This is a genomic window from Tsuneonella troitsensis, from assembly GCF_001441535.1.
In the GTDB taxonomy this organism is placed as follows: Bacteria; Pseudomonadota; Alphaproteobacteria; order Sphingomonadales; family Sphingomonadaceae; genus Tsuneonella; species Tsuneonella troitsensis.
This window is the reverse complement of record NZ_LMAU01000005.1, coordinates 90,805-107,390: the sequence shown is the minus strand read 5'-3', so window position 1 is coordinate 107,390 and position 16,586 is coordinate 90,805. Positions and strand designations below refer to the sequence as shown.

The following is a 16,586-nucleotide window of genomic DNA, read 5'->3' as shown; positions in this document are numbered from 1 at the left end:
GAGCGGTGCACGGTAGGTAGTCCGGTGGTACGCTGCTTCGGAGAATGGAGGGCGAGCGAGCGTGCCGCGAAACGGAGCAACATACGATGCGTGGCTGTTCGCTTTGCGCGTAACAGCGGAGTTGCTTCTGCAAGCCAATCGCGAAGACCGAAGTCTCTACGCTGATGTCGCGCCACGCAAGGAGTGGCAGAGAAACGCGATCACCATTTGGAGCGGTCCAACTTCTGACGACATGGCTCCGGTACTCAGGCTCGGAGACATGACTGCGCTGTGGGTCTGGGATGGCCGGTTCGAGTTCGACAGCACCGAGGCACAAACCGTTTTGGAGGAGCTTTGGCCCGAATCTGCCAATGAGCCGTTACAAAGCACCGTAAGTTGCCTTGCTGCACACGCGAGGATCACCCTTGAAGAGGGATGGCGGAACTTCCCAAAGGGACGCTTTGACTGCTGGGCGCGCATGTTCGCGGCTGCTGTGGACTGTCTTCCATCGTTGAGCAGTCGTCAGCCTTGGACGATGCAGACCATGTATCACAGCGGATGGGGCACCTATTACCTACAGTTCAATCCGCTTGAGGAAGGGAGGAGCTTCGCATTAAGTGAGGAGGGTCACCTCGCGATGCTGCCCGTTGGTTCCAATCAGGACCTCAAGTCATTCAACATCCGCAGCAGCATTGACGAAGGCTCGCCACGTGAAGCTGTGACCGCTCTCCTGCTCCCTCGCTTGCAACGCTGCGCTGACGATGCTGAAGGTGCACTGGAGGGGGATGAATGAATGCGAGCTTCCACACGACCGGTTCGGATTCGCAGCGGTTCGCCCGACGAGAAGCTTCAAAAGCTGTCATTGGGTGATCTTGGTTTCAACGAGGAGTGGCTTCAAAAGCTGATTGCCAGCCATCCTGAAGTACTGCCAGTCGCTGAGATCGAACCAGCCTTTGAGCGCCTCATCCCTGCGGGTCGGGAGATATCCTGTGGCCATGGGTACATCGATAACCTGTTTCTTACAGGCGGCGGCGATATCGTGGTGGTCGAGACGAAGTTGCATGCGAATTCGCAAGCGAGACGCGAAGTGGTGGCTCAGACACTCGACTATGTCGCTGCTCTTTCGGCCATGAGCTTTGGGCAATTCGAGGCCGCTGTTTGCGCAGCCCAGCACACAGATGGCCATCCCGTATCCCTCCATGCGCTCGTCGCATCTCAGCCGGAGGCACTCGACGAATGTACATTCGCCGATGCTATCGCCGCTAACCTTGCTCGGGGACGAATGCTGGCGCTGGTGGTTGGCGACGGCGTTCGACGGGAAGCCGAGACCTTAGCCGCCGTTCTCCAAAGCCATGCTGGAGCGCACTTCACCTTCGCGCTTGTTGAACTCGCTATCTACAGAGGAGGAGACGGTGACCTCTTCGTTGTTCCTTCCACACTTGCAAAGACGCTCATGATTGAGCGTGGCGTTGTGCGAGTTGATCGGTCGAACGGACCTATCGTGGTCGAAGCCATTAGCGAGGTGGCAGGCTCGCCCTCGGCGAGGCCTCGGGGTCTTACCGAGATTGAGTTTGATGAAATCATGGATGCTCGCCGACCCGGCCTTGCAGCCGATGTCCGCGATTTCATTGCCAGCTTAGAACCGTCAGGAGTCTATCCTGAGATGTTAGGCTCGCTGAATCTCAAAGCTGAGGTGGGCCGCGATAGTCCCGCAAACCTTGGCTACATTCAGAAGAACGGCCAACTTTGGACGAACGCGTTGGGCTGGAAGATGCCTGTCGAGGCCGCTGAGGATTACGCTAGGGCTCTCGCAGAACTTATCGGCGGAAGCGTTGCTCATGGTTCCGATGGGTCACCATACGTAAGTACGAACGGTAAGTCGGCTCCACGCATCGAAGACCTTGTGCCCACAAAGGCAGAAGGTTGGCGGATGGCGATCCGGAATCTGCTTCACGTTCTTCGCACTCAACAAGAGTAGCAGACGGCGGACCGAACTGTGGTCGAAGAAACTTGGCTCGACATTCGCAGCCACGCAGCGCGATTGAGCAACAATCGTTTTGAACGATCAGTTGGTTGAGTTACTCACGGCATCTAGTGCAACGGGGGCTTAAAGGCGGGATTTCAGGAAAACGGAACGCGGAGCGTATCTTCGGAAGCTCAGTGAGAAAAGGCAGGTAGACCAAGCGTGTTTCTATTCTTCGACACAGAGACCACAGGCTTATCCAAGGCATCTGACCGAATAGTTCAGATTGCTTGGGTCGTGGCTACTCGTGAGGGACGCATAGAGCGCGAAGAGAGTCACATTATCAAGCCTGAAGGATTTAGCATTCCGACGCAAGCCTCCCGCATTCACGGTATCACGACCGAGGCTGCCCAACGTTTAGGACGAGACAGACGTACAATTCTCTCCCGATTTCTTTCTGACGCACGTCCGGTTACCTGTGTCGTCGCTCACAACATGTCGTTCGATCTCGGGATGCTTCGTTCTGATCTCAATCGATCCGGTCTAGCTTGTGAGATTGATACGAAAAATCACATCTGCACCATGGCTCTATCGACAGCTTGGTGCGAGCTTCCCAAGCCCCGTGGGGGAACCGGACATAAGTGGCCGAAGCTTGAGGAACTTCACTACAAAATTTTCGGACACTACTTCGAAAACGCTCACGATGCCCTCGCAGACGCCCACGCAACTCGAAAATGCTTCTTCGAGCTTGTCCGACGAAAGGTGATTACGCCTCCCCCAGAAAATACGGAGCCTTTGCCGGAGTACTCCCCTGACCCAGAATTACCGGCTTGGCGCGTTCCTCCTTCGCAAGGTTTTTCATCGAGAGCCGCCGAACGAATTCGCAGGCAACAGGAACATGTACTAGAAGGCGGGTTCGCAATGAGGAGCGGAAAAGTTTACCCTGTTTGTCCTATTTGCGATCAAGCTGTGCGAGTCCCGCTGAACCGGCATCTTGAGATTATATGCCCAAGTTGCCGCCAAAAATGGCGTGTTAGAACTTGAAGAGGGATGCTGGCGTTCGACAAAGATGTGCGAACTTGCCCTTCCCAGCAGGGTAGCCAAGGCGAACGAGATTGGTTATTTCCCGCTGACCCGTCCGGTGGCGGTGCTAGACGCTTCCGGTGCGTTGAGGGGTCGGTGAAATTCACCGGTCACGGGAGTTAAGTCGCTGGACTCGCTACGCCTTGTGGGCGAGTCCGGTGGCTTACTCTTCTATCACCCTAGTGCAAAGCGGGTGTTACCAACGTGGGGTGAGACCATGCAAAATCATTCGCGGACTGGGTTGCTCATTGAGTGCGCCGATCAGTTGAAAGCCATAATGAGGCAATCAGCGTTCCGGCACTACGTATATATTCTTCGAAAGCCAGATAAAGCGACGCGGTGGGGCGGGGTGGGTACGCCTTTCTACGTCGGAATAGGGCAGGGATTGCGACTTTTCTCGCACGAGGAGGAGGCTAAAGACCCCAAGCGCAATAGCCTGAAACTCGAAACCATTCGGCAGGTCTGGTCCGAGGGCAAAGAGGTCATTCGTGAGATTGATGGCTTTCACGATGTCGAACCTTGGGATCGTGAAGAATACCTGATCAATGAGATTGGGCTGGTGTGGAGTGGAACCGGTCCGCTTACGAACGCTCAGGTCTATGCCTCCTCCGCAAAGAAGGATGGAGTAGAGCTTCGCAAATATGCAGACGATCATGCTTTGGGCAGCGTTGAAGAGATACCCTCGCGCTTCAAGCTTGCTGACACCAAGATGATGGCGGGGCCTCAGGAGCCCAAATCGCGCACAAGCGTCTTCGGGAAAATATACACAGTGGCGGAGCGGAATCCGGGTTTGACTGGTCGAGAGTTGGTTAGGGCGCTCCAGAACGTTGACTTCACCGGCAATAAGAGCGCCTACACGCAGAGCGGTTCAGTTTGCGCCGCGTGGCTAGTAGATTATATCGAGGGTGCATATTTCCGTAACGACCGGCGACACCTTCAGAAATATCCCTTTGCTTGAGAACTCGCGACCAGCTTGTTGGCTGCTTCCGTCATTGCTGATCCGGCTGGAGTAGACCCGTGAGGCGCAAACTAGTGGATCGGACATCTTTTCCTCCGCCGCCGCCTTTGTGGGTCTGGGTGATCGCCATCTTAGCGATAATGTCGATCTTTTCTTGAGGCGGCGGCTCCGGCTGCTTCGAATGGTTCCCTTGAGACCTCAGTCGTAGGGGTTACTTCCCGTTATACCCGATGCGACATACGCGAGGCGAAATACCCGATGCGACCCCTTCGGACCTTTTTGATGTCCCTTCGTCATGCGGCTTCCGCAAGGGTCATCTTGGTCTTGATGCGGTGGACGGTACCGACACCGACCTTGAACGCTCGGGCGGTTGCATTGATGCTTATGCCCTCAATGAGCGATTGCTCGATCCTCTCGACCGTCTTGGGATCGAGTGGCTTGCGCCCGAGTACCTTACCCTGTTCGCGGAGACGGGCGAGCGAAGATTTGACGCGCTCGGAGACCATGGCGCGCTCAAACTCCGAGAAGACTCCCAGCATCTGGAACATGGCTCGTCCCGAAGGTGTGGATGTGTCGAGGGCCTGTACGTGCAGGTAGAGATCGACGCCTCGGGCATTGAGGTCGCCAAGCAGGGATACGAGGTGCTGGAGAGATCGGCCCAATCTGCACACCGACCACGCGGCGACCATGTCGAACTCCTTTCGGGTGATGGCGTTCAGCATGGCATCGAGACCCGGACGACGATCACGTCCCTTGGCTCCTGAGATGCCTTCATCACTATAGTGAGCGACGATCTCCCAGCCCATGCGCTCGGCAGCAAGGTTGAGATCGCGGAGTTGATTGTCGATGGTCTGTTGGCGATCAGCGGTGGAGATGCGGGTGTAGAGAGCAACGCGTTTCATTAGGCGGGACTCTCACAGATCGAGATTTCGTCAAGTAAATGATTTCGGAGGGTTTGATGCAGATTGGTGACATCGTGGAGTTCTGGAACGGAGAGCAACAAGTAGATGAGCGAGGACGCTGGGCTCATCGTCTGGATCGGAAGCTGCTCAACAGCGAACCGCACAGCTTCAACCTCGATTATCCAGTGAGCCCGTACATAGGCGATGTGCTGAATGCCCCCGTAGTCATCCTCGGGGCGAACGCTGGCTACAACTCGGACCTTACCCCAACCGAGTTCCCCGATGCTGCATCGGTGAGCGCCTACATCGCTCGCGTCGATGATCCTTCGGGTTCCGACTGGTCGTTCGTGTCTCGCTACTACGACCGCACGAACTACGGCCATCTTGTCGCGGCGGGAAAAGCTGTCGTCGTCAACGCATGCGCGTATCGCAGTCCGAAGCTCAGTGAGGAAGCGGACAACCGGGCGGTCATTAAACGCCTGCCGTCTTCAGTCATAACGCGTCGGTGGCTGCTTGAAGCGGTCCTGCCATTGGCCGCGAGAGGTGAGCGGCTGATTGTTGTTAAGCGCGGCGGGCAGTGGAAGTTGCCTAAGACGATCTCAACCGCTCCGGGCGTCACCGTCGATCCGGCTCCCGTGAGTTCACAGATCACTGGTGTGCCATTCGCTCAGGTGACCGCCTTTCTCGCAAACCGGTCGTGATCGCGTTCCATTCCATCCATATCTGGAACAGTCCGGAAGGCATTCTGGGGCTGAGGCCGGAAGCGCAGATTTCTGCCGTTTTCGGGACGACGATTACACCCGGATTTCGAGGGGGTCTTTGGAATGGCTCCACAACCTCCACATCACGTCCACGCCATCACAGCCAAGGAACGGCAGTTTCCCGTCGATTTCATTCACAAGTGGAGGAGTGGAACTTATGGAGGCAGAAATCCGATAAACGGAATTCCGCAACGCAAATGCGTCGGGAAAAACTCGATGAGAAAAAGGGTGCCTCCACCCCTCCACTGGCTCCACCGATCAGCGGAACCTCTGGGGCATCAACGTCGAGCGCAGACGATTGCGTGGCGGTAGGAGCCGATCATAAGGGCCTGCGCGATGAGGTCGCTTTCCATGACATGTTATGGCCTTGGGATCGATACTGGATGCAAAGAAGCTCAAGGTGCAGCTACCTTGCCGGGAGGCGTGCCGCCCGAACAGACGAGCGTATGATCTCACTCTTCTGCGGCGCAAATACGGTGTGAGTGGCGATCCCCAGCCCTTGTTGAGGACAGCCCCGTTACCGCGTACGATAATGACTGAGGTTTCAAAACAATCCAATCTTGTAGGCCGTTCCTACTGCATTTTGGCATTACCGACCATCATCCACCCGTTGCGCCTCAAGCCCTGCCTCGCGCAAATATGAAAGCTACCAATGTTTGATCAGTTTGCAGGTCCCGATGGGTTCAACATCCTGCCGCACTTTGTCGCACTCGCTCTCGCCTACGCGCTCGCATTCCCGATTGGGTGGAACCGCGAGCACGAAGAGCGCAGCGCCGGATTGCGCACTTTCCCACTTGTTGCTGTAGCAACATGCGGCTTCATTCAGGCTGCCGAATCCATCACGAGCGCATCCCCCGAGGCTATGGCGCGCATTGTCGAGGGTCTCATTACTGGGATGGGGTTCATCGGCGGAGGTGCGATCCTCCGACTTAAGGATTCGGTGAAGGGGACGGCTACCGCTGCGAGTCTATGGGTCACCGGAGCGATTGGAGTTTCGGTGGGGCTGGGAAGTCTCGACGTCGCGTTGATGTTGTCGGCAGTGACAGTGATCACTTTGTGGCTACTTTCGCCCCTTAAGCGCGAGGTAAAGGCGTCGTCAGAAGACAGCCTCCCTATCCGATCAACTGACCGTACGTAACCAGTCGTCCCACCTTCATTTATTCAGCGATCTTCATCACGCGATGGACCGCTTTACGCAGGGCTGACTTCGTGATCGGCTTAGAGATAACCGGAGTCTCGCCGATGAGGGCTTTAGCTTCGTCAACATCACTGACGATGAACACCGTTGGCACTTTCCGGTCAGTCCAGATCGCCTTCACCGCCGAGACACCGTCGCCGCGCACGAGTCGCAAACTGGCAGTAATCAAATCTGGCGGTCGTACCTTCGCCGCCGTGATGGCGCTGTCTTGAGTGAACGCGCTATCGAACGAAGAAAACCCCAAGTCTCGCAGTTCGTCCTCAATCGTCAGGCTGATTAGGCCTTGCGGCTCGATGATCAGTGCGTGCACATTGCCCTCCCATCACCGAGGCCTACGTGCCAACCTGCGTGAGGCCCCTGACGCGACTAACATCAAAATATCTCAATGACAGTGTTTCGCGAGTCCTTAATGAAGTAGCCTTCCATTAGAATGAACTAAGTCACATGCGATTGCGCGTGAGAGCGGCACCGAGGTCCAAAACATCTTGTGTGATCGTCGGGAAATTGTCCGCAGGAGGCGCGTCCTGCCTCCATCGGTATTGCCTGACGACGACGAGATCGGCGTGAGGGACAACAATAATATACTGTCCGAGGTAGCCCCTCGCACTAAAGGCGACGACAGGCCCGCTTTCGGTGTCGAAAAGAGTTTCAGGTGTCGCTCCTGAGCGATTCATCGCTTGGCCCCATGACGCGCCATGCGTCGGCCCGAGGCGTTCGCGTAGCTCTGACATTAGTGAATCGCGATCATCAAACGTTTGGTCCTTAAGCGGTAGGACTGCTTCGATGACATCTTGCGATAATCCCATGTCACGAAAGCGAGTGACGGTGCGTTCCGAGATCGTGTAGCGCGTCCAACTCGGCGTTCGGTGCCACATAAATCCGGTGTTTGGCGCGAGGTCTGAGCTTGGTCCAACCATAATATCGATTAGCTCGTTGCGGATGATCGATTGTCCCGACCATTGTCCGCGATTGAGCACTAACCGACCGATCTTTGCCGCATCTCGCGCACTGAGTGACAAACCAGCCATCGCTGTAGGGTTTCCAACCTTGTCGGTCCGCCACTCCCAGCGGACGATGCCAAGGGGCCGGAAAATCCGATCCGCCACATAGGCGTCGAGTTTCATGCCGGTTGCACGCTCGATTATTCCGCCCAGCAGGTTCGTCGCTTTGTTATTGTAGCTGTAGACTTGGCCGGGAGGGCTTTCGAGTTCGGCAGACAAAGCAAGTTGCACGACATCCGGGGCCGACTCGACCTCAATACCCGCATTGGCGACGTTCTGGAGACCCGAGGTGTGAGCCAGCAACATCCTTAATGTGATCGCCTTCTTTTGGCCCTGCTTCCACTCAGGGAACCAACGATAAATTGGCTCATCGAAACCGGCGATAGCGCCCTCATCGACGGCTTTCACAATTGCCAAGGCGACGACACCTTTCGTCGCCGACATCAGGTCGATTGGACCCTCGTTATTTCCATCGGTGAAGAGGCTTTGGCCGCCCTGCTCAATATAAAGTGCATCGCTATGAGCCGCTTGGCTGCTGGAATGAAGGCGCGCAAGTAACTCCGCAGGCTCAGAAGCGGGTGCTATACTGGCTGATACGAATGCCAAACCAGCGACAAACTGAAATGCGAACCTCATTGCTCCTCCCAAACCGGAATGCCCGTCGTGGCCTTCAAACGTTCATTTAATGAAATTCGCCTATCCAAATCCGTGAGCGACTACGTTCTCAGGGGATTGGCGGATGCTCTGGCGATTAGGTGGGTTTGCGCTTTCGGCCACGGTTTTGATTAGGGTTCCTACCCAAACCGATCTTCTTCGCCAGTTCTCTTCGAGTTTCCGCGTACTCAGACGACACCATTGGATAGTCCGGACGCAGGTCGAACGTCTCGCGATATTCCTGCGGCGACATGTCGTGCGCCGTCGAGAGGTGCCGCTTCAGCATCTTGTTCTTGGCTCCGCAGACGAGACAAACCAGATGGTCTGGCTTGATGCTGGAGCGCACCGAAACAGCGGGCTCAGGTTTCTCCGCGATGGGCCCGGAAGGAGCGCCGAGGTTGGATAGCGCCGAAAAGACATTCGCTATAAGTCCGGGCAGCTTCTCGGCTTCAATCCTGTTGTTAGAAACGTGCGCACCGATGATGTCGGCAGTGAGTTCGAGTAGTGCGTCGTGATTTTCCATAAGCCCTCCATTGATCACCATTGTGGGCTTCAATAATCGAAATGGCAAATCGGTTGCTTACGGCTACGTTCAATGAATTCGTAGGGTCGAAATCCCTGAACTTATATCATTCGACGATGACAGAGCCATCCTCGACCGAAAAAAAAATTCGGCGATGGGACAATTCTTATCGCTTCCATGCCCGTTTGTCCTCCGGACCGGTCTATCCCGGAACCGGAGGACTGCCGCTACTCGTTAACGGAAGAAACGGGCGGTGACGTAAGAAAACGATTTTCCGGCCAGATGCGTAAACTGGGGCACCCCAGCAAGCGTGCGAGCCTGACATTTTACGTGGACCGGAAGGCGGGGGACGGGCGAAATGATTTGATAGTCGAAGCGATTCACGAGCCACTCATCCTCAACTTGTGAGCGGACCCAGTCATCGAAGTTGATGAGCCGAAGATAGATGGGATCGAATTCGAACGTCTTCTCAGTAGGAATCCGCGAAGGTTCGATTTCGCTACGCCGTTCGACGCCTTCCATATCTACAGTGTCATAATCGATGTTGTAAACATTGACGGTAATCATGATTGCACCTTTCGTGTTGTCGATAGACATACGAATACGTGCTACGGCAGAAAGCTCGCAATATTTTTCTCGATCCGCACGAGTCTCATTTAAGATGAGTCATGTTTGTGGCGGGACTGCTGAATTCGTTTTCGGAATTGTGATGCGCTTCGCAACTCTTGTGCTATTTGGGGGCGTGACTGAAGAGTGCACCCGAGATAGAACGAATTCCGTTTCGCCCAATGTCAATTCAGCAAGGCAGCGTGCCTCTGCACGGGCCACCAAAGCAGCGTGCTTTGCTGTCTGCATGGCTGTTGCGGTTCTGGTCTATCGGGCAGGGAATCCGCCCCGTACTTCCGTTCCGCCCGAGATGGGGCCTCCGGGCACATGGACTTGGGACCAAATTCCCAACTTCCCTACATCTACCGCCTACGTTGAGATAGTTCGCTTCAACAAAACGGACGATCCGTACAATCCGTCACTTTATGCTCACGTGGTCAACCCATCGCGCAGGGACCTCGTCGGGTTCGATGCACGATGCCAGAACATCGAGTTCTCCACGCGGCACACTATTCATGCGGGAAGGGAGGTGATGCTGGAGGTCGGCTTCGAAAACACCATGATCAGCGGCGGCCCAATCGATCCGTTCCGCTTCTACGGCGATCCAGTTCGCTGCGAGTTTGTCCGGGTCAACTTCCAGACGGCGGAGGCCAGTCTTTCCTGAATGTCAGACCGAGAGGCGGAACTTCACTGCGTCGCTCTCGGCTGCGAAGCTGATCCTGACAGAGCAAGGTCTCCAGCGTTCCATTGGCCTCCACTCCCCGGCGCAGTTCGCCGCGCACCACTGGCGAAGATCGTCAGCGCGCTGCTCCCGGCACTCTCCCGGTTGAAAAGGGATCGTCACTACGTAGGGGAGCATAGGCTTCTTCAGGAACATGGCGACGTAAGCGCGAAGTGGATGGTTGAGTGGGTTCGTCATCGCATATTTAGGCCCACCCCGTGGCTATCGCCTAAGGCACCTGATGTTCTATCAGTTGGATGGCAGTAATGCCTGACGTGCTCCCGCCCCCAATGCTACTGTAGAATGCACATAAGCTCAGGTGAAACATGGCGATTATGGCTCTGATAGCCGTTGGGGTGTTACTGTTGGTGGTGCTGCTCTCAGTGATAGGCGGACGCTCGACTCCTGTTCCCTCTGCCGGTCAGCCCCCTCGGCAAGCTGCGCCATCTCAGAAGGGTTGGTTCGCGCGCTGGCGGGCAAATCCGGAGACGCGAATCGCAGATGCTTGGGCTTTATTGGCAGTCGCCGCACATGAATCTCCAAACCGTGTCGCCGTCATTCGACGAAGCTGCGACAAGGCGCGCGAGCAGATCAAGAGCATGCCATTCGAACCGGAGTCGCAAGACCTGTTGGTCATACTCGAACGCCGAGTTCCTGACTGGATCGAAGCGCGGCTAAAGCGTTTGCCCGACCTCGCTGAGCGAGACGCGCATGCCCATCTTCAAGGAACGCTAGAGTTGCTTGAGGAGGTATCAGCACGTTGCGAACGTAATCTCGCGAAAGCTCACTTCGACACGTTCGATGATGACGCCGCCCTCGCACGCCACATCAAAAGGCAACTGAAACTCGATCCGCTTTCCATTGATGATTGATGTGCGATCACGAATGCGGACCGCGTGCGCCACTTCGAAAATCAATGCATTGCCGCGCTACGTGGACGCTTTAGCGGTAACCTGCATCCGTTTGCGCTTCTCCTTTCGCGTTTTCAACACGCGCTCGAAGCAGGCTTTGACCTGTTCCTGATCGTGATTGCGCTCAAGTCGCCGAAGGCGGAAGTGAACGTGCGCCATCGTCTGATAGTAGTTTGAGAACACTGTGTTTAGGGTCGCGCCTGCCACCGCCCCCAGAACCGGCGTTGCCTGAGCCAGTACCTTTTCCCCCACAACTACTCCAAGGCGAGGCAGGACCACCTTCAGCGCCTCCGAAAGTGTCGCACCCGTTATCGCTATGCGACTGGCGAACAAACCTGTCTCCGCTTGATCGTCTTCGGTGAGAGGACCGCCGAACCCAAACACACCCAAACATTGGACGCGCACGTCCTCGTCCGTGACATCTTCATCATAGCTGGCGGCGATCTGTTGAATGGAACGCAATATAAGCGTGGTAGTGACTGGGAGATCAATAAGCGTCGTCGCTACACCGCCAAGGCCACCGAGAGCCCCTGTCACGCCGGTTGCAACGGCATGCCATCTTTCGCCATTTGCCCAGCCCAGCGCCTGATTGAGCAGCGAAGTGGATTGCTCATCAGCTTGAGTTGCGAAGGCGAGCTTATAACTCTCGCGGAGTGCGAGGTCTGTCGCTTCAGTGATTTGCGCCTGCCACTCGTCTGATACCTTGCTCAGAAGCTGATCAGCTTTGCCGCCGACCCAACTTGCGGCTTTAATCACCAATCCGGTGGCTTCGGAGTACTGCGCCGCGATTGCCTCCAGTTCGTCGATCTCAGTCTCGCTAAACCCGCTGCATGCATTCCCAAGATCAAGCATTCACTTCCCTCATCACTTCATTACCTTACCCGCTTAGACACGATCAGAAGGTCAGCACCAGCTTCCACGCCGACCTGTCCAAGTTTCAGCCAGTTCCTCTTCGACCAGTCGCTGACCGACGCTGTCGCCATCACGTGTGATCACCCTGAGCTTCCGGCCATACGCGTCTTCATCGCGGTCTACGGCTTCGAGGCTAAAGCCGCCCTCATTGAGCAGCCCGATCAGGCGTTGAGTCGCCTGCGCTCCTAGTTGCGCTTCCTGTGCGCACTGGGGCTCGCTCACTTCGGGCGTGTTGATGTCAGCGATCCTGATCTTCTCGCCATTTAGCCAGATGGTGTCGCCATCTATAACGCAGGTTACCCGCCCACCACTGCCACACTCCGAGAAGGTGACATCATACTGTTCGACAATGGGTTCGCTGGTGAAGAGCGCGAAGCTGATCGGAGAGGCGGGCGGATTATTCCAAAGCCAAGCTGCTCCGATGCCGATCACCGGAGAAACGAGAAGGAGAGCCAATGGCCACTTCGCTCCGTCAAACCACGCTGAGGCTCGAACGAGCAATATGGGGCGCTTGCGAAACTGCAACACGTTGGCTGGAGGCGAAGTAGACTTCCTGCGCGTCTTTCGTTTCGCCGGTTTCCGGATCATGCCGACCGGAATGTCTGAGAGCCCGTGGCCCAGCCCAGCATGAGGGATCGACCGGACGGAACGGTCAGCGTCATCCGAGCATCGGCCTCGCCGGTCGCACCAAACAACCGGGCAAATCGCTCGAACGCATCCCTCCAACGCTGTGTTGGCGAGAACGAGTGGACGATCATTCCGGCGAGCTTCGCGTCAAACCGATCCGCCTCAATCAGTGCAGAGGCTGTCCGGTGAAGAAGCTGGTAGTGAATGTCGGGAGGTATCTCGGTCAGGCCAAGAAGGTCCGAAATGTACTGGAGGCGCTCGGATTTGCCCGCTGAGGCCTCGATCATCCAATCCCCCACGGTCGGGCCGAACGGCTCGTCAACTTTGCCCTCGATGGTATACGTCGCGAGGCCCTGCTGATGTCGCACAAGGATGAAGACATCGGACTGACTTTCCCGCCGTCCTCCCGGTAGAACCGTCTTGTGCTCGGGGATGGCTACTAGAAGTTCGCTCGGGCCGAAGGCTTGCTCGGTGAGTTTGGCAATCTCGGGCGGTAGGCCATTCGCAGCCTCCCACGCGTGAGCGAGGGTGCGAGCCGAGTATCCTGTCGCCCAGTGAAGGTCAGGTTGGGCGAGGAATCGTTTCCAATCGTCAGGTCCGTTGGAGGGGATGAGGACTTTTGAGCTAGTCATGACGAAGCCGCTTGGAAGGCATCTTCTGGGGTCGCACCACTCATAATCGAGGCGATGATCTCGTCCCGCTTGCGCTCGATGCCGTGCGGAAGCTGGGTTCGGTTCTTCTGGTAGTATCGGGCCATCGCGTCCTTTGCCTCGGCACGCGAAAGCTTCGGCCTTGCACGCGCTTCCGCAGATTTCTTGAGACCCGCAAGCTTCAAGCTGAACTGATCCGAGACCTTATCCCAGTCGAAAGCTGCGACCTGTTCACGCGCCTCTTCAGGGTTCTTTCCGAACGCTGCCCCCACTTCGCCAGTGCCTGCGTTCACGATCAAGCTCGTGAGGTTGGGCAGTTTCTGCTCGGCAATAAACAGTCGGATGACGTCTAGCCTCCGTCCGAGCGAAACCGGGATCGCGTTTTGAACAGGGTGATCATCTTGTTGACGCGACTTTGCCGTGGCGAGGAGATCGCCATATGTGAGCGTCCGAATGGGCTCCGACCGCGCGCACTCGACGAGGATGGGATAGAGCGCCTCCGCGATTGCGATGTCGGTCTCGGTTACGTTCATTGTGGCTTTCCCGTTGGCAGCAGTGCTCATCCACCGAGCCGATGCGGGTCATTGGCGAAAGGCGGCTTGCCGAAGGCGCTCCTAAAGGCAGTGATCATTTCGGTCTCAGCAGCATACGGATCGCGGCCTGTGGTCTCCAGCCAACTCACTTCGAGTTCCTCTGGCGCTTCAAGCTGCCACATCAGCCGTCCTCCCCAATGTCCGATTGCGTGGCCCTGCCCAAACCGCGCTAACTCTCGGATGCGGCGGCGCAGGTTGTTGGCTTTGCCGATGTAGACGATGTCAGTGCCGGTCACCCAGTTGGCGTCGAGGCTCTCGCGCGCGACAGTCGGGTCGCGTCCTTTGAACCAACCGCCGCAGCTAAGCTCAGTGAACGATGGGGCGGCTCGCGGGTACCGCACGAGATAGACGCCGGGACCATCGGGCAACGTACCGTTGGAGAGTTCGCCAATGCGGTTCCACTTGCCAAAGCCCGCTTGATCTAAAGACTGACGACTAAAATCCATATCGCCCCCTCAGCGTTATTATGTCTCGTGAAGTTCGAGGTGCCAACTGGCAAAAGGTGAGACGTCACAAAGGCAGAAAATGGGAGGTTGGCTCACGAGACAGGCTGTTTTCAATGGCGATCAGGCTTATGTGCGCGCACCTAGAGGTCCACTCCTGCCCACCAACCTTGTGTAAAAACAAGGCCGCGTCTCGTGGTAGTGCGGCAATCAACAGGTCATCCGTGAGGTCCTCCTTGCCCGATGTTCTGCCTTCGTTCTAATCGATCGACATGGTCAGGCATCGCCCCCGTACCCTCTCCGATCTCGCGCGGCACGGCTACTGGCTGAAGCTCATTTGCTCGTGCGGTCACACAGTGCGCAGAGACCCGCTGGCGCTACAGGCGGTACTTGCGATGCGCGGGGCAAGCACAAAGCTCGACGCGCTCCAACAGAACCTCAGGTGCCAATCGTGTGGTGGGAAGGCGTTCGAGGCGACATACTGCTATGCACCCGAGTCTTGGAGCGGATAGCCACGCCGAGGTCAGATCATTCGATCACATCGCCATTACATGTTCCACCACACGGGTTCCGAACTCCACTCAGCCTTCTCAAAATATGAGCCACCGCGAATGAGGTGGGGCAGACCATCGAGATAACGCGTCACGTTCTCCAGCGTTATCGATCCCGCTGTGTCCGGGTCGATAAGACCGCGCGCCCACCTGCCCGAGCGTGAGATCATCTCGTATTCAACGAAATATCGGAGCCACAGGCGTCCACACTCCACGCACTCGTCAACCCGAGCATCGCCAAAGCGACCGTTAGTTGTGTCCCACTCGTCAAATGCCCTCCATTCCTTAAACTGACGAAAGTCAGCATCCGGCGAGCAGCACTTGCACGGAATCTCTTCAGCCGCGTCGGTCATGATGGCTTGGTCCGGAGTTCATTCCTTTGGCATACGCTTCGTCGAACGACGCTTCCAGCGCGGCATTGCAGCCACGCAAACCTTCGACGACCTCGCGGGCCCATTCGAAATACTTGGCTCGCCGTTCGGCTGACCAGTCAGCGGGGGGCGTCGCCACGAGATCGCGCAGGTTCGCCGTTTTGTCCGCCAGCTTCACCAGCTTGGCTCCCTGCGATTTCGAGGCGGACTTCACCACCTGAAGCCGCTTGCGCTCTTCCTTGGGCAGAGATTTATCATCGGTGACCTCGGCGACGATTGAGGCCACCCGTTTGCCGAAGCGATCCTCGATCTCTTCGATTGAAGTCTCGGTATCTTCAACGGTGTCGTGCAGGAGTGCTGCCGCGATGACGGTCGCATCCTCCACGCCGCCTTCTCTGGCGAGGATGTCGGCAAGTGCGAGCGGGTGATTGATGTAGGGGGAAGCGTCGGCGTCCTTGCGACGTTGCCGACGATGTTTGTCGGCAGCAAAGGACGCCGCATTGAGGATTAGTATCAGGTCGTTATTCATGTGTTCTCCTGCCGACGATCCTCAGCCCAACTGGCTGAGCCACTCGGCGTACTCTTTCTCGTGGGTACCTTCGAAGTTCGCCATACCCGGTTTTGTCAAAGTTCCCTTCCGTGGGGGTATCTCGCTCTTGATGTGCCGCGCTGGATTCTCATGCCAGCGCAGATTGAATGCCGCCAACTTCGGGAAAAAGGTCATCGTTGCGTACGGCAGGTGGTCGTGCACCCACCACGCCAGCGCCTCCCAATGACCAGTGCGCTCGTAATAGGGTACGAAGCTGTTCACCACGACGCACGCCGTTGCCCCAATGCAGTCATTGGCGTCCTTGCGGTCCCAAATATGGGCTGCGTAGTTCCCCTCGTTGGAAGCGCAGTTGTGCCCCTTCTCGTTGCCAAGCGCGTTGACTGCACTGGAGCGATAGGCGGAGCGGATCGAAATGCGCCCGAACCGCTCCTGAAGCGGCTCCAGTAGTTCCTCGCAGAGCCGCCGACCCGCCTCCACGGCGAGTTTAGGATCATCCGGGATGTTCGGTACGCCGTAGAAGTTGGCGATCTCCGAGTAGAGGAAATCGCGCATGAAGAAGCTCGGTGAGAGGCGCTCCCGGCCAAGCTTATCAAGGCCTTCGTAACTCACCTTTTTTTGCCCCATGCCTC

20 protein-coding genes are annotated in these 16,586 nt (G+C 56.7%); 8 read left to right on the top strand and 12 right to left on the bottom strand.

Annotated features, from left to right (window positions below; translation table 11 throughout):
* The first annotated feature begins 61 nt into the window (after nucleotides 1-61).
* The 4 genes from AR323_RS11995 to AR323_RS11980 all read left to right on the top strand — a co-directional run bounded on the left by AR323_RS11995 (nucleotide 62) and on the right by AR323_RS11980 (nucleotide 3,983).
* Nucleotides 62-772: a hypothetical protein gene (locus tag AR323_RS11995; protein WP_152980351.1), complete on the top strand. Its 711-nt coding sequence runs from the start codon at nucleotides 62-64 to the stop codon at nucleotides 770-772.
* The gene (locus tag AR323_RS14730) at nucleotides 773-1,957 is read left to right on the top strand and encodes a PDDEXK family nuclease (RefSeq protein WP_152980350.1); all 1,185 of its coding nucleotides are present in this window, start codon (nucleotides 773-775) and stop codon (nucleotides 1,955-1,957) included. It begins immediately after the preceding gene.
* Nucleotides 1,958-2,164: 207 nt separating this feature from the next.
* Nucleotides 2,165-2,986, top strand: a complete 822-nt coding sequence (locus AR323_RS15380) for a 3'-5' exonuclease (RefSeq protein ID WP_083495407.1) — start codon at nucleotides 2,165-2,167, stop codon at nucleotides 2,984-2,986.
* A 388-nt stretch (nucleotides 2,987-3,374) separates the two neighbouring features.
* A complete protein-coding gene (locus AR323_RS11980; RefSeq protein ID WP_161808752.1) occupies nucleotides 3,375-3,983 on the top strand; it encodes a GIY-YIG nuclease family protein in 609 nt (202 codons plus the stop codon).
* A 293-nt stretch (nucleotides 3,984-4,276) separates the two neighbouring features.
* Here AR323_RS11980 and AR323_RS11975 read toward each other — a convergent pair whose 3' ends face one another.
* On the bottom strand, nucleotides 4,277-4,885 hold the full coding sequence (locus AR323_RS11975; RefSeq protein WP_057884225.1) for a recombinase family protein: 609 nt from the start codon (nucleotides 4,883-4,885) through the stop codon (nucleotides 4,277-4,279).
* Between the two features lie 56 nt (nucleotides 4,886-4,941).
* Here AR323_RS11975 and AR323_RS11970 point away from each other — a divergent pair, with 56 nt between their 5' ends.
* Nucleotides 4,942-5,586 carry a hypothetical protein gene (locus tag AR323_RS11970; RefSeq protein WP_161808751.1) on the top strand — a complete coding sequence of 215 codons (645 nt, stop codon included), beginning with the start codon at nucleotides 4,942-4,944 and terminating at the stop codon, nucleotides 5,584-5,586.
* A 712-nt stretch (nucleotides 5,587-6,298) separates the two neighbouring features.
* The gene (locus tag AR323_RS11965) at nucleotides 6,299-6,784 is read left to right on the top strand and encodes an MgtC/SapB family protein (protein WP_057884223.1); all 486 of its coding nucleotides are present in this window, start codon (nucleotides 6,299-6,301) and stop codon (nucleotides 6,782-6,784) included.
* A 19-nt stretch (nucleotides 6,785-6,803) separates the two neighbouring features.
* Here AR323_RS11965 and AR323_RS11960 read toward each other — a convergent pair whose 3' ends face one another.
* From AR323_RS11960 to AR323_RS11945, 4 genes are all read right to left on the bottom strand, one after another.
* Entirely contained in the window at nucleotides 6,804-7,154 is a 351-nt protein-coding gene (locus AR323_RS11960; RefSeq protein WP_057884222.1) for a response regulator, read from the bottom strand.
* A 130-nt stretch (nucleotides 7,155-7,284) separates the two neighbouring features.
* Nucleotides 7,285-8,481: a serine hydrolase domain-containing protein gene (locus AR323_RS11955; protein WP_057884221.1), complete on the bottom strand. Its 1,197-nt coding sequence runs from the start codon at nucleotides 8,479-8,481 to the stop codon at nucleotides 7,285-7,287.
* Between the two features lie 115 nt (nucleotides 8,482-8,596).
* A complete protein-coding gene (locus tag AR323_RS11950) occupies nucleotides 8,597-9,022 on the bottom strand; it encodes a MucR family transcriptional regulator (RefSeq protein ID WP_057884318.1) in 426 nt (141 codons plus the stop codon).
* A 234-nt stretch (nucleotides 9,023-9,256) separates the two neighbouring features.
* Nucleotides 9,257-9,589, bottom strand: coding sequence for a hypothetical protein (locus AR323_RS11945; protein ID WP_152980348.1), 333 nt, complete (start codon nucleotides 9,587-9,589; stop codon nucleotides 9,257-9,259).
* 142 nt (nucleotides 9,590-9,731) lie between these two features.
* Between AR323_RS11945 and AR323_RS14725 the strand changes: the two genes are divergently transcribed.
* Together AR323_RS14725 and AR323_RS14720 are read left to right on the top strand one after the other, a co-directional pair.
* Nucleotides 9,732-10,292 (top strand): hypothetical protein, encoded by a 561-nt coding sequence (locus tag AR323_RS14725; RefSeq protein ID WP_161808750.1) that lies wholly within the window; start codon nucleotides 9,732-9,734, stop codon nucleotides 10,290-10,292.
* A gap of 383 nt (nucleotides 10,293-10,675) precedes the next feature.
* Nucleotides 10,676-11,221, top strand: coding sequence for a hypothetical protein (locus tag AR323_RS14720; protein WP_152980346.1), 546 nt, complete (start codon nucleotides 10,676-10,678; stop codon nucleotides 11,219-11,221).
* A gap of 57 nt (nucleotides 11,222-11,278) precedes the next feature.
* Here AR323_RS14720 and AR323_RS11935 read toward each other — a convergent pair whose 3' ends face one another.
* The 7 genes from AR323_RS11935 to AR323_RS11900 all read right to left on the bottom strand — a co-directional run bounded on the left by AR323_RS11935 (nucleotide 11,279) and on the right by AR323_RS11900 (nucleotide 16,581).
* Nucleotides 11,279-12,112, bottom strand: coding sequence for an EcsC family protein (locus tag AR323_RS11935; protein ID WP_057884218.1), 834 nt, complete (start codon nucleotides 12,110-12,112; stop codon nucleotides 11,279-11,281).
* A gap of 51 nt (nucleotides 12,113-12,163) precedes the next feature.
* Nucleotides 12,164-12,628, bottom strand: a complete 465-nt coding sequence (locus AR323_RS11930) for a thermonuclease family protein (protein WP_321164550.1) — start codon at nucleotides 12,626-12,628, stop codon at nucleotides 12,164-12,166.
* Between the two features lie 128 nt (nucleotides 12,629-12,756).
* Nucleotides 12,757-13,431: a DUF6946 family protein gene (locus AR323_RS11925; RefSeq protein WP_057884217.1), complete on the bottom strand. Its 675-nt coding sequence runs from the start codon at nucleotides 13,429-13,431 to the stop codon at nucleotides 12,757-12,759.
* Nucleotides 13,428-13,982 carry a hypothetical protein gene (locus AR323_RS11920; protein ID WP_152980345.1) on the bottom strand — a complete coding sequence of 185 codons (555 nt, stop codon included), beginning with the start codon at nucleotides 13,980-13,982 and terminating at the stop codon, nucleotides 13,428-13,430. Before AR323_RS11920 ends, AR323_RS11925 begins: the two co-directional genes overlap by 4 nt.
* Nucleotides 13,983-14,008: 26 nt before the next feature.
* Nucleotides 14,009-14,488 carry a GIY-YIG nuclease family protein gene (locus AR323_RS11915; protein ID WP_057884215.1) on the bottom strand — a complete coding sequence of 160 codons (480 nt, stop codon included), beginning with the start codon at nucleotides 14,486-14,488 and terminating at the stop codon, nucleotides 14,009-14,011.
* A gap of 884 nt (nucleotides 14,489-15,372) precedes the next feature.
* The gene (locus AR323_RS11905; protein ID WP_057884213.1) at nucleotides 15,373-15,936 is read right to left on the bottom strand and encodes an HD domain-containing protein; all 564 of its coding nucleotides are present in this window, start codon (nucleotides 15,934-15,936) and stop codon (nucleotides 15,373-15,375) included.
* Between the two features lie 21 nt (nucleotides 15,937-15,957).
* The gene (locus AR323_RS11900) at nucleotides 15,958-16,581 is read right to left on the bottom strand and encodes a hypothetical protein (RefSeq protein ID WP_057884212.1); all 624 of its coding nucleotides are present in this window, start codon (nucleotides 16,579-16,581) and stop codon (nucleotides 15,958-15,960) included.
* Nucleotides 16,582-16,586 lie beyond the last annotated feature (5 nt).

Excerpts from the sequence above, each read along its gene's own strand:
- AR323_RS11920 (WP_152980345.1), bottom strand. The coding sequence starts at position 13,982 with ATGAACGTAACCGAGACCGACATCGCAATCGCGGAGGCGCTCTATCCC.
- AR323_RS11975 (WP_057884225.1), bottom strand. The coding sequence starts at position 4,885 with ATGAAACGCGTTGCTCTCTACACCCGCATCTCCACCGCTGATCGCCAA.
- AR323_RS11905 (WP_057884213.1), bottom strand. The coding sequence starts at position 15,936 with ATGAATAACGACCTGATACTAATCCTCAATGCGGCGTCCTTTGCTGCC.
- AR323_RS11925 (WP_057884217.1), bottom strand. The coding sequence starts at position 13,431 with ATGACTAGCTCAAAAGTCCTCATCCCCTCCAACGGACCTGACGATTGG.
- AR323_RS11965 (WP_057884223.1), top strand. The coding sequence starts at position 6,299 with ATGTTTGATCAGTTTGCAGGTCCCGATGGGTTCAACATCCTGCCGCAC.
- AR323_RS14730 (WP_152980350.1), top strand. The coding sequence starts at position 773 with ATGCGAGCTTCCACACGACCGGTTCGGATTCGCAGCGGTTCGCCCGAC.
- AR323_RS14725 (WP_161808750.1), top strand. The coding sequence starts at position 9,732 with ATGCGCTTCGCAACTCTTGTGCTATTTGGGGGCGTGACTGAAGAGTGC.
- AR323_RS11950 (WP_057884318.1), bottom strand. The coding sequence starts at position 9,022 with ATGGAAAATCACGACGCACTACTCGAACTCACTGCCGACATCATCGGT.
- AR323_RS14720 (WP_152980346.1), top strand. The coding sequence starts at position 10,676 with ATGGCGATTATGGCTCTGATAGCCGTTGGGGTGTTACTGTTGGTGGTG.
- AR323_RS11900 (WP_057884212.1), bottom strand. The coding sequence starts at position 16,581 with ATGGGGCAAAAAAAGGTGAGTTACGAAGGCCTTGATAAGCTTGGCCGG.
- AR323_RS11955 (WP_057884221.1), bottom strand. The coding sequence starts at position 8,481 with ATGAGGTTCGCATTTCAGTTTGTCGCTGGTTTGGCATTCGTATCAGCC.
- AR323_RS11945 (WP_152980348.1), bottom strand. The coding sequence starts at position 9,589 with ATGATTACCGTCAATGTTTACAACATCGATTATGACACTGTAGATATG.
- AR323_RS11970 (WP_161808751.1), top strand. The coding sequence starts at position 4,942 with ATGCAGATTGGTGACATCGTGGAGTTCTGGAACGGAGAGCAACAAGTA.
- AR323_RS11935 (WP_057884218.1), bottom strand. The coding sequence starts at position 12,112 with ATGCTTGATCTTGGGAATGCATGCAGCGGGTTTAGCGAGACTGAGATC.
- AR323_RS11915 (WP_057884215.1), bottom strand. The coding sequence starts at position 14,488 with ATGGATTTTAGTCGTCAGTCTTTAGATCAAGCGGGCTTTGGCAAGTGG.